Origin of the sequence: Cupriavidus oxalaticus, assembly GCF_016894385.1 — a bacterium.
Classification (GTDB): domain Bacteria; phylum Pseudomonadota; class Gammaproteobacteria; order Burkholderiales; family Burkholderiaceae; genus Cupriavidus; species Cupriavidus oxalaticus.
Window position 1 is genome coordinate 1,543,409 of the sequence record NZ_CP069812.1, and the last position, 14,501, is coordinate 1,557,909.

Annotated in this window: 17 protein-coding genes; 7 read left to right on the top strand and 10 right to left on the bottom strand. The window is 66.3% G+C overall.

What is annotated here, in order from left to right:
• Position 1 precedes the first annotated feature (1 nt).
• Complete coding sequence (gene phnH, locus JTE92_RS19520; protein ID WP_063241811.1) at positions 2 to 616, bottom strand: phosphonate C-P lyase system protein PhnH; 615 nt, start codon at positions 614 to 616, stop codon at positions 2 to 4.
• Between the two features lies 1 nt (position 617).
• Complete coding sequence (gene phnG / locus JTE92_RS19525; protein ID WP_063241810.1) at positions 618 to 1,115, bottom strand: phosphonate C-P lyase system protein PhnG; 498 nt, start codon at positions 1,113 to 1,115, stop codon at positions 618 to 620.
• A 173-nt stretch (positions 1,116 to 1,288) separates the two neighbouring features.
• Between phnG and phnF the strand changes: the two genes are divergently transcribed.
• The 4 genes from phnF (at position 1,289) to phnN (ending at position 4,586) form a co-directional block, all read left to right on the top strand.
• Positions 1,289 to 2,023, top strand: a complete 735-nt coding sequence (phnF, locus tag JTE92_RS19530) for a phosphonate metabolism transcriptional regulator PhnF (protein WP_063241809.1) — start codon at positions 1,289 to 1,291, stop codon at positions 2,021 to 2,023.
• Between the two features lie 69 nt (positions 2,024 to 2,092).
• Entirely contained in the window at positions 2,093 to 3,295 is a 1,203-nt protein-coding gene (locus tag JTE92_RS19535) for an alpha-D-ribose 1-methylphosphonate 5-triphosphate diphosphatase (protein WP_084254804.1), read from the top strand.
• Entirely contained in the window at positions 3,292 to 4,014 is a 723-nt protein-coding gene (locus JTE92_RS19540; RefSeq protein WP_063241808.1) for a DUF1045 domain-containing protein, read from the top strand. The genes JTE92_RS19535 and JTE92_RS19540 overlap by 4 nt, the downstream gene beginning before the upstream one ends.
• Entirely contained in the window at positions 4,011 to 4,586 is a 576-nt protein-coding gene (gene phnN / locus JTE92_RS19545; protein WP_063241807.1) for a phosphonate metabolism protein/1,5-bisphosphokinase (PRPP-forming) PhnN, read from the top strand. Before JTE92_RS19540 ends, phnN begins: the two co-directional genes overlap by 4 nt.
• A gap of 1,061 nt (positions 4,587 to 5,647) precedes the next feature.
• Here the strand turns inward: phnN and JTE92_RS19550 are convergent.
• From JTE92_RS19550 to phnC, 4 genes are all read right to left on the bottom strand, one after another.
• Positions 5,648 to 6,133 (bottom strand): GNAT family N-acetyltransferase, encoded by a 486-nt coding sequence (locus tag JTE92_RS19550; RefSeq protein WP_290369136.1) that lies wholly within the window; start codon positions 6,131 to 6,133, stop codon positions 5,648 to 5,650.
• 4 nt (positions 6,134 to 6,137) lie between these two features.
• Positions 6,138 to 6,950 carry a phosphonate ABC transporter, permease protein PhnE gene (gene phnE, locus JTE92_RS19555; RefSeq protein ID WP_063242153.1) on the bottom strand — a complete coding sequence of 271 codons (813 nt, stop codon included), beginning with the start codon at positions 6,948 to 6,950 and terminating at the stop codon, positions 6,138 to 6,140.
• Between the two features lie 74 nt (positions 6,951 to 7,024).
• Positions 7,025 to 8,023 carry a phosphonate ABC transporter substrate-binding protein gene (gene phnD, locus JTE92_RS19560; RefSeq protein ID WP_063242152.1) on the bottom strand — a complete coding sequence of 333 codons (999 nt, stop codon included), beginning with the start codon at positions 8,021 to 8,023 and terminating at the stop codon, positions 7,025 to 7,027.
• Between the two features lie 60 nt (positions 8,024 to 8,083).
• Positions 8,084 to 8,932, bottom strand: a complete 849-nt coding sequence (phnC, locus tag JTE92_RS19565; RefSeq protein WP_063242151.1) for a phosphonate ABC transporter ATP-binding protein — start codon at positions 8,930 to 8,932, stop codon at positions 8,084 to 8,086.
• A 272-nt stretch (positions 8,933 to 9,204) separates the two neighbouring features.
• On the opposite strand from phnC, the gene JTE92_RS19570 reads away from it, so the two are divergent.
• From JTE92_RS19570 to JTE92_RS19580, 3 genes are all read left to right on the top strand, one after another.
• A complete protein-coding gene (locus JTE92_RS19570; RefSeq protein WP_084254821.1) occupies positions 9,205 to 9,426 on the top strand; it encodes a hypothetical protein in 222 nt (73 codons plus the stop codon).
• Between the two features lie 226 nt (positions 9,427 to 9,652).
• Positions 9,653 to 10,612: a tripartite tricarboxylate transporter substrate-binding protein gene (locus JTE92_RS19575; protein ID WP_174544903.1), complete on the top strand. Its 960-nt coding sequence runs from the start codon at positions 9,653 to 9,655 to the stop codon at positions 10,610 to 10,612.
• 144 nt (positions 10,613 to 10,756) lie between these two features.
• Complete coding sequence (locus JTE92_RS19580) at positions 10,757 to 11,059, top strand: hypothetical protein (RefSeq protein ID WP_029049303.1); 303 nt, start codon at positions 10,757 to 10,759, stop codon at positions 11,057 to 11,059.
• 349 nt (positions 11,060 to 11,408) lie between these two features.
• On the opposite strand, the gene JTE92_RS19585 is transcribed toward JTE92_RS19580, so the two are convergent.
• The 4 genes from JTE92_RS19585 to JTE92_RS19600 all read right to left on the bottom strand — a co-directional run bounded on the left by JTE92_RS19585 (position 11,409) and on the right by JTE92_RS19600 (position 14,414).
• Entirely contained in the window at positions 11,409 to 12,842 is a 1,434-nt protein-coding gene (locus JTE92_RS19585; protein ID WP_232353258.1) for an MFS transporter, read from the bottom strand.
• Entirely contained in the window at positions 12,839 to 13,633 is a 795-nt protein-coding gene (locus JTE92_RS19590; RefSeq protein WP_063242154.1) for a hypothetical protein, read from the bottom strand. The genes JTE92_RS19585 and JTE92_RS19590 overlap by 4 nt, the downstream gene beginning before the upstream one ends.
• Before the next feature lie 191 nt (positions 13,634 to 13,824).
• On the bottom strand, positions 13,825 to 14,037 hold the full coding sequence (locus JTE92_RS19595) for a hypothetical protein (protein WP_306431143.1): 213 nt from the start codon (positions 14,035 to 14,037) through the stop codon (positions 13,825 to 13,827).
• 59 nt (positions 14,038 to 14,096) lie between these two features.
• Positions 14,097 to 14,414 (bottom strand): hypothetical protein, encoded by a 318-nt coding sequence (locus tag JTE92_RS19600; RefSeq protein ID WP_063242147.1) that lies wholly within the window; start codon positions 14,412 to 14,414, stop codon positions 14,097 to 14,099.
• Positions 14,415 to 14,501: the final 87 nt, after the last annotated feature.

Genomic DNA, 14,501 nt, shown 5'->3' on the forward strand with positions numbered 1-14,501 from the left:
GTCAGGCCTCCATCTGGGTGGTGCGCGTCAGCGCGCAGAACCGGTCGCCGCTGGCGAGCAGCAGGTCGACGCCCAGCGGAAAGCCGGCGTTGTTGGCGCGCCAGGCGCCGCGGAAGTCGTCTGGCAGGCCGGCCACGCGCAGTGCTTGCGTGTGTTTGATACCGGGGCCGCGCAGCATGAAGAGGTCGCCGTCGTCGAGCGAGGCGACTTCCACCAGCAGCGTGGCCGAACGGTCTGGGAACGCGGACTCGCCCTGCGCGCAGTCGGCCAGTGCCGGCATGGCGTGGCCGGCGGGCACGCACACGAAGGTGGCGGCGCGCAGGTCGTCGGCCAGCGGACAGCCGCAATGGAAGCGCAGGAATGCGCGTGCGGCGGCGGGAACGCCCGCCGGCAGCCACACCGGGGTGTCGGGATCGGCCAGCGTCAGCAGCAGCGCGGCGAGCGCCGGCGACAGGCCGTCGGGCAGGCCGCTGCTCGCCGGCAGGGACTGGACTTGTCCGGGATGGGCAAAGGCATGCAGCGTGGCGCGGAACACCTGCTGGGCGTCGTCGACCGGGTTGTCGAAACCCGGCACCAGCGACGTGGCGGCGGACAGCATGGGTTGGGTTGTAATCATGTCAGTCCTCTCCCCGGACCATGGTGAAGAACTCCACCCGCGTTTGCGCGGCGGTAGCTGCCTGCTGCGCCGCACGTGTGGCATGGGCATCGGCCAGTGGCGCCAGCACGGCGTCGTGCACGCGCTGGTGCCAGGCCGGCCGCTGCAGCAGCGCGTCCAGCACCGCGGCCTGCTGCGCGTGTTGCGTGCCGCGGCCCTGCACATAGGCAACGCCTACTGAGCCGGCATCGCCGTCTTCCAGCACGACCGCGCAGCGCGTGACCGTGATCTCGCCGAGGTTGAACTGCGCTCCGGTGCCGCCGGCACGCGCACGCACCATCGCCATGCCGGACTCCGGCTTGCGCAGCAGGCGCCACGCGGGCAGGGCCGCTGCCTGGCCCAGTCGGGCATAGGCCGCATCGAGCGCCTCGGCTGGCGCCATCGCCAGGATCCGCAGCCAGGCAGCGCGGGCCGGGTTCGCATCGGTCATTGCCGGACCGGCGGTTTCGCTTTGCATCATCACCCCTATACGTCTATACGTTTAGATGTCACAACGTGAACACGCCGCTACTAGACCACAGGCAGATGAACGTTTCGTGACGCTGCCCGGCATTAGTCGGGCTCCGTGCCATGCCGGAATAACTGGGGCACAATCGCATGGCACCAATGAACGCTTGATGACAAGAGGGCAGGATGTCTGATCGGGAAGTAGAACGGGGTTCCGGCGTGGCGGTGTGGCGCCAGATCGGCGAGGCGCTGGCGGAGGACATCCGCAACAAGCTGTACCAGCCCGGCGAACAGCTGCCGCCGGAGCCGGAGCTGGCGACACGCTTCGCCGTGAACCGGCACACCATCCGGCGCGCCATGGGCGAGCTGGAGCTGAGCGGCCTGGTGCGCATCGAGCAGGGCCGCGGCACCTTCGTGCAGGAGCATGCGATCGACTACGCGATCGGACGGCGCACGCGCTTTTCGCAGAACCTGGCCGCGCAGGGCATGCGCGGGCGTACGGAGATCATCGGCTGCCAGGAACTGCGCGCGCCGGAGATCGCGCGCCACCTGGGCCTGGCGCGGACTGCGCCGGTGCTGCACGTGCAGATGCTCGGGCGGGCCGAGGCCCGCACCATCGACGTTGCCGAGCATTATTTCGATCCGAAGCGCTTCCCCGGCATCGACGAGGTGTTGCGCGCGCAGCAATCGGTGTCGCGCGCGCTCGCGCAGTTCGGCATCGCGGACTACACCCGCAAGTGGTCGCGCATTACCGCCGCGATGCCGAGCGCCCCGGTGGCAAGGCTGCTGAACCAGCCCAAGACGCGCCCGGTGCTGCAGGTCGAGGCGCTCAATGTCGATATCGACGGCGCGCCGGTGCAGTACAGCGTGACGCGATTTGCCGGGGATTGGGTGCAGCTGACGGTTGCGGACAGCGACTGACGTTGCATGGACGCCGCGCGCATTGGTCTAGACATCTGCTTGTCATTTGCCGGCGCTAACGTCCCGTCCATGCATACGATCATTCCTACCCAAGCGCCGCAGTTGAGCGGCATCACGGGGCGCCGCGTGCTTGGCGCAGCGGGCCTGGGGCCGGCTACGCTAGGCTGGCGCGATGGCACTCTCGCCCAGCATGCGCCGGCATCCGGCTTATGGCTTGACGCGGGCGACCTGCTGGTGCTGCCTGGCATCGTCGATATCCATGGCGATGCATTCGAGCGCGCGGTCATGCCGCGCCCGGGCGTCAGTTTCCCGTACGCGGGTGCGCTGCTCGACGTGGACCGCCAACTGCTGGCGAACGGCATCACCACCGAGTTCCATGGCGTGACGCTGTCGTGGGAGGGCGGGCTGCGCGGCGAAGCGTATGCGCTGCGCATGTTCGAAGCGCTCGCGCAGTTGCGCCCCATGCTTGGCGCCGAGCACAAGGTGCATCTGCGCTTCGAGGCCTTCCACCTCGCCGGCGTCGATACCGCGCTGGCCTGGATCGCCGATGGGCGCATCGGCCTGCTCGCCATCAACGACCACTTGCCGATGATGGCGCGCCGCATGGCCGACGAAGGCAAGCTGCGCCAGTACGCCGAACGCGCCGAGTGCGACGTCGAGACCTTCCGCCGGCGCCTGCGTGCGGCCAGCGCCAATGCGCAGGAAGTGCCGGAGGCGATGGCGCGCCTGATCGCCGCGGCGCGCGCGGCAGGGCTGCCGGTGGCCTCGCATGACGACCCGGACGTGGCCACGCGCCAGCACTACCACCGCCGCGGCTGCCGTATCGCCGAGTTTCCGCTGACCATCGACGCTGCCACGCTGGCGCGCCAGCTGGGCGACGACATCGTGTTCGGCGCGCCCAACGTGGTGCGCGGCATCAGCCATACCGGCGCGCCCAACGCGACCGAGATGGTCGCCGCCGGCCTGTGCACGGTGCTGGCTTCCGACTACTGCTATCCGGCGCCGCTGCAGGCGGCGCTGCGCCTGGCGCAGTTGGGTGTGCTCGATTTGCAGGGTGCCTGGCACCTCGTATCGCGCAACCCTGCGCGCGCAGCCGGACTGCGCGACCGCGGCACGCTCGCCGCGGGCCTGCGCGCCGATGCTATCCTGGTCGACGACCGGCAGCCCGGCGCGCCGCGCGTCTGCGCCACGATCGTCAATGGCGAACTGAAGCATGCCGCGGCGATGCCGCTGCTGGTCGATCTTGCCGATGCCGGTACACTGGCGGCATGACCATGCATGCACACCGTTACGCGATCTACCTGGCGCCGGGCGAGCCGTTTCGTACCTTCGGCAGCCAGTGGCTCGGCCGCAATGCCGATTCCGGCGCCGCCGCGCCCATGCCGCCAGGCTTCACCGCGCCGCCCTCCGAGTGGGTACGGGCACCGGCCCACTATGGCCTGCATGCCACGCTGAAGCCGCCATTCCGGCTTGCCGAGGGCACCGACTGCGCGCAGCTCGACGCCGCCGCGCGTGCCTTTGCGCGGGGCCGCGAAGCGTTCGACACGCCGCTGGCGTTGCGGTCGCTGCGGGGCTTTGTCGCATGGTGCCTGGCCGAAGCGTCGCCGTCGATGCAGGCGTTGGCCGATGCCAGCGTGGTGGCATTCGAGCGCTTCCGCGCGCCGCCGGCCCCGGCCGAACTGGCACGGCGCAAGCCGGAACAGTTGAGCGCGGCGCAGCGCCGCATGCTCGATGCCTGGGGCTATCCATACGTGTTCGAGACCTTTGTCTTCCATATCACGCTGACCGGCCTGCTCGAGGCCGCAGGTGAGGCTGCCGCGCTGGCACGGCTGTCGGCGGATAGCGGCACGCTGCTGGAAACGCCGCTGCATGTCGATGGCATCAGCGTGTTCGTGCAGCCGCAGGCCGGCGACGACTTTGTCGTTGGGCGCCACTATGCCTTCGATGGCAGGATCAGTGACGGCGCTGGTGCGGCGTACCTGGACGCATGAGCACGCGAATCGAGACGGACGGCAGGGGCCTGTTCTACGTCATGGGGCCATCCGGCAGCGGCAAGGATTCGCTGCTGCGCGCGTTGCGCGAGCGGTTGGGGCCCGACGATCGCGTCGTGGTGGCGCATCGCTATATCACGCGCGAGGCCGATGCCAACGAAGCGTCGGTGGCCCTGACTCCCGATGAGTTCCAGCGCCGCCAGGCGCTTGGGTGCCTGGCGCTGAACTGGCACAGCCATGGGCTGCACTATGGCATTGGGGTCGAGATCGAGCAGTGGCTGGCTGCTGGCCTGACGGTGATCGTCAATGGGTCGCGGGAGTACCTGCCGCAGGCGGTGGCGCGCTATCCGAAGCTTTGCGCGATCCATGTACGGGTCAAGCCAGAGGTGCTGGCTGCGCGGCTGCGTCAGCGTGGGCGTGAGTCAGAAGAGGCGATCGCGCGGCGGCTGGTGCGGGCGGGGCAGGCGTTTGATGTTCCGGATGGGTGTTTGTTGGTGGAGATTGATAACAGTGGGGCGTTGCGGGCGTCGGCGGATGCTTTGGCGCGGGTGGTGGGGGTAGGGGGGGATTAGCGGGGGTTTTGCGACTGGGATTGCTGTTGGTGGTGTTGTTGTTTGTGACATGTTGTTGGTCGTTGAAGCGTTGGTGTCGCTGTTTGTGACATGCTGTTGGCCGTTGAAGCGTTGGTGTCGCGGTTGGTGACATGCTGTCGGCCGTTGAACCGCCTGGTTCCGCCCTCCTGGGCGGGTCACTTTTTGGCCGAGCGCCAAAAAGTAACCAAAAAGCGCGTCGCCTGCGGCTGGCTGAGCCAATTTGGCGCTTCTGGTTAGATTGCGATGTTGGTTTCAGTGAGGCGTGGTCGCGATGCCAGCCTGCTACGCCAGGTGAGTGAGTGTGGGTGCCTGACGAATCCCGACTTTTGAACCATCCCCATGCCGGGTGTAGGCCGCCTGCTGTCTGCGGTATCGCATCATCGCCTACGGCTGCGCTGCGCGCGGCTCAGTCTCGCGGGTGAGGCGCCCTGGCACGGACCCGCATCGCTTCGCTCGCTGGCGGCGACGGCAATGGCTAGGGTGAGATCGTCGCTCTGCCACATTTAGGGCCGGCGCGTAGCGCAGCCGAAGGCGTCCCACCGATATGGCATGCAGCAGGCGGCCTACGCCCGGCATGGGGATCGTTCAATAGCCGGTTAACGCCAGGCACAGGCCCTGAATCACCTGGCGTTAGCAGGCTCGAACGGCCAAGAAGTCCAAACGGAAATCACCACCGCCCGAACCACCCACACCGCCAACTTGATAGCCAGCCGCTCAGGCGACGCGTTTTTTGGTTACTTTTTGGCGCTCGGCCAAAAAGTGACCCGCCCAGGAGGGCGGAACCAGGCGGTTCAACGGCCGACAGCATGTCACCAACCGCGACACCAGACGCATCAACGGCCAACAGCATGTCACAAACCGCGACACCAACGCTTCAACGGCCGACAGCATGTCATCAACAGCGACAGGCCAGCGCTTAAACAGCCAACAGCATGTCACCAACCGCGACACCAACGCTTCAACAGCCAACAGCATGTCACCAACCGCGACACCAACGCCTCAACAGCCAACAGCATGTCACCAACAGCGACAGCCCCGCCTCAAAGCCCAATACTAAAACTAACCCCATGCTCAACAAACCCAAGCCCCCGATAAAACCGATGCGCCTGCAGCCTCCGCGCATTCGACGATAACGCCAGCTTGCCAGCCCCGGCCTCCCGCGCCAGCCGCATGGCCTCCCGCATCATCGCCTTGCCAACGCCCATGCCGCGCGCGTGCGGCGCGACCACTACGGCTTCGACGATGGCCTCGGGCCGTCCATCATGAACCATCACAGGAAACACCAGCAGGCTGAACGTGCCAAGCGGTATCCCGTCAGCATCCACCATCATGTAGCAACGATAATCCGGATAGCGCCGCATGGTCGCATACCGCTCGCGCATCGTCTCCAGCGACAATGGCGTCTCTCCATCCATTGAGGCAAGCAGCGCAGAAAGATGCCGCAACTCCGCATCGGACCCACGTACCTCGCGCAAGGCAAGGGCAGGAGCGGCGGAGCCGTCTTCAGTGCGGGAACGCATCAGCATAGGGTCACACCAGCACCTTGCGAATCTGAGCCGAAATAATGTCGATGGCCGACACAAACAGGATGATGATGATCATCACCGCACAGGTCTGCCCATACTGGAAACTGCGAATGATTTCCCACAGCACGGTACCGATGCCTCCAGCGCCGACAATGCCCACCACCGATGCCGAACGCACATTCGACTCGAAGCGATACAGCGCAAACGACAACCACAGCGGCAGCACCTGCGGGATCACGCCATAGACGATCTCTTCGATAGGGCCGGCACCGGTGGCCCGCACGCCTTCAACCGGCCGCGGGTCGATCGCCTCGACCGCTTCCGCAAACAGCTTGGCCAGCACGCCGGTAGTGTGGATCCAGATCGCCAGCACGCCAGCGAACGGACCCAGCCCGACGGCGACGATAAACAGCATCGCAAACACCATCTCATTGATGGCCCGGCAGGCGTCCATGATGCGACGCGCCGGCTGGTAGACCCACGCGGGCACGATATTGGCCGAGCACAGCAGCCCCAGCGGCACCGCCATCGCGACCGCCATCGCGGTACCCCACAGCGCGATCTGCACGGTGACCAGCATCTCGTCCAGGTAGTGGCGCCAGTCGCGGAAATCAGGCGGGAAAAATTCGGCGGCGAATTTCGCCATGTTGTCGGAATCGCGCAGCAGGTCCAGCGGGCGCATGTCGGCGCCTTGCCAGGACAGGCCGAGCAATGCCAGCAAGACCGCCCACGTCAGCATCATGGCAAGGGACGTGCGCGGCGGCCGGACAGGGTGTTGAGACGACGGGGGCAGGCCGGGCGTGGCGGTGGCGGTCATGGGCAATCCGGTTGAAGCAGGGAGTGAGGGAACGGCATGGGGCCGGCGACAGGCCGGCCCCTGCAAGGCGCAGCTTACTGCGCGGCGGTGGCCGCGGCGGTCTTGTCCAGCTCGGCCAGGCGGCGCGAGACGTCGGCCAGGCGCTTGTCCTTGTCGGCGGCGGCCAGCGTGGTATCGGTCTCGATCTTGGCTTTCTCGCGGGCCAGCTCGATCTGGCGGATCGGCACCAGCTGCGCATCGCTCGAGGGGCGGAAGCCCTGGTAGGTCAGCGTGGCCAGCACCTGCTTCTCGCGCGCGGCGTCGGCCCCCTTGCCGTAGTTGACGAAGAAGGTCTGGATCTTCTTCTTCAGCTCGGGCGACAGGTCCTTGCGGTAGACCATCGGGTCGGCCGGGATCAGCGGCGACTTCCACAGCACGCGCACCTGGTCAAAGGGATTCTTGCCCGTGTTGATGCGGTAGCGTTCCATGTTCTCGGTGTTGTTCACCGCCACGTCCACCTGCTTGTTCAGCACCGACAGCAGGTTGGCTTCATGGTTGCCGATGCGCACGGCCTTGAACAGCGTCTTCGGCTCGACCTTGTTGGCGGTCCACAGGTAGTAGCCCGGCACCGCGGTGCCCGAGGTCGAGTTGGGATCGCCGGCGCCGTAGCTCAGCTCCTTGCCGCGCTTGATCACGTCCTCGACGCTCTTCAGGTCGCTGTCCTTGTTGACGATCAGCAGCGACCAGTAGCCCGGGTTGCCGTCCTTGTCGATCACCGAGGCGAACACTTCGCCGTTGGCGCGGTCCACCGCTTCCATGGCGGACTTGTTGCCGAACCACGCAATCTGGACCTTGTTGAAGCGCATGCCTTCGATGATGCCGGCATAGTCCGAGGCAAAGAACGGCTTGACCGTCACGCCCAGCGTCTTGCTGAGATCGTCGATCAGCGGCTGCCAGGCGGTCTTCAGGTTCGACGACGATTCCGTCGAGATAAAGCCGATGCTCAGGCTCCTGGCGTCCTGGGCAAAGGCGGGCAGGGCCGGCAGGACGGCGAGGCCGGAAGCGACGACTGCGACAAAGGTTCTGCGAAGCATGGATAACTCCGATTGGGAAAACTTGAAAGAGGACTGCGGGAAGGGATGGCGAGGGGGCGCTCAGGCCGCCGCCAGGTTCATCGTGACCATCGCCGGCGCGGGCATTGCCGCGGCGGGTTCGTCCGCATCCGTTGCGGCATCGTGCAGCAACTCGTCGGCCTCGGTGCCGTACAGGTCGCGCAGCATGGCCGGCGTCAGCGCCGCAGACGGGCCGTCGTAGACCACCTTGCCGTGGCGCAGCGCCACGACGCGCGGACAGTAGCGCAAGGCCACGTCCACCTGGTGCAGCGACACCACCACCGCCACCTTGCGCGTGCGGTTGATCTGCGCAAGCAGCGACATCACGCGGCGCGACGACTCCGGGTCGAGCGAGGCGATCGGTTCGTCGGCCAGGATCACGCGCGCGTTCTGCACCAGTGTGCGGGCGATCGCCGCACGCTGCTGCTGGCCGCCCGACAGCGTCGAGGCGCGCTGAAACGCATAGTCGTCTATACCAACCTGGGCAAGCGCATCGAGGCCGGCGCGCAGTTCATCGGCCTTGAAGATGCGGAACAGGCTGCGCCATTTCGGGATGCGGGCCAGCATGCCGACCAGCACATTGGTGATCACCGGCAGCCGGCCCACCAGGTTGAACTGCTGGAAGACGAAGCCGATCTCGCCGCGCACATGGCGCACGTTGCGGGCCAGGCGGCCATTGCGCTGCACCGGGCGGCCATTGACCAGGATCTCGCCGGCATCGGCGGTGACGAAGCCGGCCATATGGCGCAGCAGCGTCGACTTGCCCGATCCCGAGGCGCCCAGCAGTGCAACCATTTCGCCGGGGGCAACGCGCAGCGTGACCTCGTCAAGCGCCTTGCGGTCCGCGCGGAACGATTTGGAAAGCCCGCGGACTTCAATTGTGTGGGTCATGACGACTCCGTGGCTTGAATGACGTCACGGATTCTGGCGGGGCTATATGTCAGACAGATGAAGGCCGGGCGCCCCGGCCCGCCGTCCCGCATCTGGCATTGAACAGTCACGGGTGACCGACTAAGATGAACATTCGCGGCGCAAACCGTAAGTGTCGCGAGCCAATCTCAAGCACCCCCGGACAACAGGGTCTGCACCACCAGACCGGCCCTCGGAGGGCGCTAGCGCAGTCCCGTTGCAACACACTACCCATGTTTGCCGAGGAGACGCCTGTGCTGAGTCATCACGAGTTTGCCACCCTGGTCCTTGTCAACGACAGCAGCGACCCACCCGAGCTGGACCGGACCGATGTGGAAGCGCTGCTCGCGCACCAGCTGATTACGCTGGAACGGGTCGGGCCCAGCGTCAGCCGCCCGCAGGTCACGCTGCAGGGTTACCGTTTCCTCAAGGCAGTCGGACGCATCCGCGCGAAAGAGCCGCACGCTTGCCGCTGACGTCCTGCCATGTGCGGCTTGCCGCCGCCGCATGCGCGCCAGTCCCCTCGTTGCCCGCCCGGCATTCGGTTTTGCAACATGGCCCGTTCGGGAAATCCGGATAGCCAGCCGTAACCTTGTGCTGCAATCTGACGGCCGATCGATAACAGACCGGCGCACAGGTGCCGGCAGCATGGAGACGGCAACGATGGTGAGGCAAGCATTGCAGGGCAAGGGTTGGCAATGGATGGTGGTCGGAGCGCTGGGCCTGGCGCTCGCCGGTGGGGTGCAGGCCGCGGATGCCTATCCGTCGAAGCCGGTCACGCTGGTGGTGCCGTTCTCGGCAGGCGGGCCCACCGATGTCGTGTCGCGCGCACTCGGGCAGGCGATGGCCAGGGAGCTGGGGCAGAGCGTGGTGGTGGAAAACCGCCTCGGCGCCGGCGGGACGGTCGCGGCGGCGTTCGTCGCGCGCGCGCAGCCCGATGGCTACACCATCCTGATCCATCACAACGGCATGGCCACCGCGCCGGCGCTGTACAAGAAGCTGTCGTACAGCCCGCTGAAGGATTTCGAATATGTCGGCCAGGTTGCCGATGTGCCGATGACGTTGCTCGGCCGCAAGGATCTGCCGCCCGCCAATGCGGCGGAACTCGTGAAGTACGTATCGCAGAACAAGGACAAGGTGTCGCTGGCCAATGCCGGCCTCGGTGCGGTGTCGCAGTTGTGCGGTCTCTTGTTCGAGGAAGCGGTGAACGTCAAGATGACGTCTGTCCCATATCAGGGAACGGGTCCCGCGATGACGGCGCTGCTGGGCGGCCAGGTCGACCTGCTGTGCGACCAGACCACCTCCACGTTGCCGCATATCAACGCCAGCCGCGTCAAGCTGTATGGCGTGACCACCCCCAATCGCATCAAGGCACTGCCCAATGCGCCGACGCTGCAGGAAGGCGGGTTGAAGGGCTTTTCCATGAAGGTCTGGCATGGTGTCTACGCCCCCAAGGGCACGCCCCCGGCCGTGGTGGCACGGCTGACCAAGGCATTGCAGCAGGCGCTGAAGGATCCGGTGGTGGCCAAGCGTCTCGATGACCTGGGCGCCGAGATCGTGCCCGCCGACAAGCAGACGCCGGAAGGGCTGAAGACCTGGCTCAAGGCCGAAAGCGAAAAGTGGCAGCCGCTGCTGAAGACAATGAAGGTCGAGGCCGACTGATCCCGCGCGGCCGCGGCCTGCCACGGAATGCGCCGGCACGTCTCCCGGGAGGCGCCAGGCGTATAACATGGGAATACGCGGATGCGGCGGCTGCCCGCGCTGATGACATCCACGCCACGATCTTCCGCGCGATGGGAGAAAGACATGGCAACTTACGAGTTCAAGGACAAGGACCTCCAGTTCCTGGCTCAGGGCGCTGACTCCTGTTTTGCGTCGCCTGACACGGCTTTCGTTGAATGCGCAGACGGCCATCCGGCGTTCACGGTGACATGGCCGGAGAGCGGATCGACGATGATGAGCCTCAAGGTGCAGATTCGGGCAAGCCAGTACGCCAGTTACCTGACCGATCCGTTCAGGGGACGAGAAGTCCTGCGCAAGGCTGTCGAAGATCGACTTGCGCTGATCCACACAGTGAAAAGCGGACTCCTGCTTGCTCCCGATATCTAGGGGGCACACAACAAAAAAGCACCTTCTGCAGGTGCTCAGCGCTTCCAGACTTCAAGGGGGCGTCCGAACCGGGTCAGCAACTCATGATCCGGCTCGGACCTGCAGGCATATGTCGCCTGCACGATCACGCTTCAACCAGTAAACCCATCTGGGAAACATGATCGTTTTGCCGACCTACCTTCGCTTTACTAGAGCGTGTCTCAGTCAGCACTTCGATTATAGGGCGGCTGACGAACAGGTCAACCTGAATCCGAATCAGCGGTGCACCGCAGGCGGGGCAGTGGGTGGTTGCGCCTTCCGTGTCGTGGACGTTGCCGGTGTACACGTCACCCAGCCCCAGTGCGCGCTCCTACCGGCAAGCGGGTCCGGCAGCGGCGGCGCCGTACCTCGTTTCCCGCCCCACCTTTCGCTCGGCGCGCAAGGCGGCCTTCCGCCCGCGCATGGTGTTGACGCCGCACAGCAGCCCCAGTCCGACGACGAAGTAGCTGCCGGTAACCAGCAGCGCCTGGCGGTGGTCGCCGCCAGTCAGCCAGCTTGCCATGCCATAGGTCAGCGGCCCGGCGATCGAGGCCAGCTTGACCGCCAGGCCCCAGAGCCCGAAGAACTCGGCCGCGCGCGAGGGCGGGGCCAGCAGTCCTACCATGGCTCGTCCGGCGGACTGGGCGGCGCCCAGGCACAGGCCGGCCAGATTCGCGGCAAGCCAGAACAGTGGCGCTTCGCGCGCGGCGTACGCCAGCAGGATGGTCAGGATCCAGCCCAGCAGCGTCAGCGCAATGGCGCGCACGTGGCCGATGCGGTCCTGCACAGGCCCGAACAGGAAGGCGCCGGCCGCCGCCGTCAGGTTGACCACCAGCACCAGGGTCAGGGTCTGCTGCATGCTGAAGCCCATGGCCTGGTTGGCGTAGATGGCGGTCAGCGTGATCACCGCCTGGATGCCGGCCTGGTAGAACACGGTGCATAGCAGGAAGCGGCGCAGGTCCCGGAACTGGCGCAGGTGGCCGAGGCGTTGCAGGACGCGGGCCCAGGCCGTGCCGATGGCCTGCGCGCCAGCCGGCGCGGCCGCCGCGACCTGCGGCACGCTGCGGTCGCGCAGCAGCAGGAAGGTCGGCAGGCTCGCCAAGGCAAAGATGGCCGCCGTGATCAGCATGGTGACGGGCACGAACTGGCTGGCGACGTGGCCGTGCGCGGTGGCCCGGTTGACATAGAGCAGGCATGCGCCCAGCGTGACCAGGCCCCCGATATAGCCAAGGCTCCAGCCCCAGCCGGACACCCTGCCCAGGGCGCGGGCGCTGGAGAGCGATGGCAGGAAGGCGGCGATCAGGTTTTCGCCGCTGCCGAAGAAGAAGTTGGACAGGACCACGCACAAGATGGCCAGGAAAAGTGTGCCGGGCTGCGCGAAATAGAGCAGGCCGGTGAATACCACGCAGCCCGCCGTCGTCACGGCAAGCAGTGTCTTCCTGGCGGCGCGCAGGTCAGCGTAGGCGCCGACGAACGGCGCGGTGAACACCACCAGCGCATAGGAGAGGGAAAGTGCCCCGGTCCAGGCCAGCGTGGCCCACGGGGCATTGCCGGCCACGACGGCGACGAAATAGGCATTGAACAGCGCGGTGATGACCACCGTGGTGTAGCCCGAGTTGGCAAAGTCGTACATGGCCCATGCCCACACTTCGCGCGGCCGCACGTCGGCGCCGAGGGCAGCGGGCACGCGGCGGGAAGCGCGGGGAGAAGCGCGGGGAGAAGCGCGGGGCGCGCGAGCCTGGCTACGCTGTTCGGGCACGGTCATGTTCCTTTTCCCACGATGCGGCGCCGCTTCAGCCGAAGCACGACGCCATAGACGGCTAGCGCTGCGATCACGTGCTTGAGCGTGTGCCCGCTGACCAGTCCCGTCAGCGCAGCGATCTGGTGGTCCAGGACATCGCAAACCAGGGCCAGCACATAGCAGCCGGTGATGGCCAGCACATACCGGTCGCCAGTGTAGCGCGGTGCATAGAGGCAGAGCAGCAGCGGCACCACCGCAATGGCGCAGGCCTGGATCAGGAGGTAAGGGCGCAGGTCGCCGCTGCCGCGGGCTTCGCTCCACGCCCAGTAGCCGACGCTGGCCGGCCCCACGATCAGCAGCAGCGGCAGCAGCCGCAAGCCGGCCTTCAGGCTGGCGCGCTCGCACACGTTGGCGCCCAGCCAGGCCATCAGCGCGAGCGCCAGCGGAGCCCGGTCCCACACCAGCCGCTGGTTGTCCGGTGCCAGGTGGTAATAGCCCGAGCCCAGGCCCACCAGGAAGACGGCGAGAAAGAGCACCCGGTACGGCCAGGCCTCGGCCGGTGTGATAAACGCGCGGCTGGCGGCGCTGGCGTCCAGATAGCGCAGGCCGGCCGCGCCCACGAGCAGGAACAGCAGGTTCGAGCCGATGTCGAGGCAGTGGGGCGTGCCGAAGCAGACGTAAGGGTCGGCAAAACGATGATATTGCGGCGGCTGCGCGATGCGCGGCAGCAGCCAGGCCCCGGCGGCCATGGCCGCCACCAGCAACCAGGCCGCGGCGGCCCTGGCGGCAGGGCGGGCTTGCCGGCAGGCGCGCATGATGGCTCCCTTCCGCTCGTTGGCATCCGTGACTGCAATGCAGGCGATGACGGTAGCACGAACCGAGCGCGACAAGGTTCAATTGCCGACGCCGCGCACGTTGCCGTTCGTGTCGAGGGACGTTGATTCTGCGAGCCGCGCCCGCTGGCATCTGCGAGCAATTCCCTCGGCATAGAGCGTCATGGCGCTCTTCAGGAGCTCATTGCGATGCCGGTCAAAGGGGCCGGCAGCCCGGTTTCGCCAGAACCGGGCGCGGCGTCGAAATGCATCGGTACGCGGTCGGCCACAAGGAAGGCAATTTCGCGTGCGTTGCCATAACCGCAGAACCGCATAGAACCACATAGAACCACGCCATGCCTGGACTCATCATCGCTGCGGCTGGGGTTGAGGAAGCGAGGTGTCATGTTGTCGTCCTGTGTTCGGACCGGGTTGCCACGCTCGCTACCAGCGCAGAGCGCTCCCGCTAGTGCGTATTTCCTTTCATGCTCTCGGCTTCCATCGCGGCATGCAATTCCTCATACGCCTCGATTGGCTCCATGTCCTGGTCGACGAACGCGGCCGCGCGCTCTGCGGCGGCCACCGCGTCGCGCGGGATGTCGCTCTGGCCGTCGTCCTCGGTACTCGGAGGCAGCAGCATGTCCTCAAGCATCCCGCGCAACTCAGGGGTATTCCATGGCTTGCCCAGCCTGGCCTTCCTGTTCAGGTAGTGACGAATTTCCGCGTCTTGCTCGGCGGTGAGCGGAAGCCCGTGAAAAGTGGGGTCCGTGTTGTGATGGATCATGATGCGCCTCCCGCAGCGGTCTGCGCTTTCAATGTAGAGATATCGATTCCTTTCGGTGAACGTTACAGGCTGCGTGTCGTCACTGTG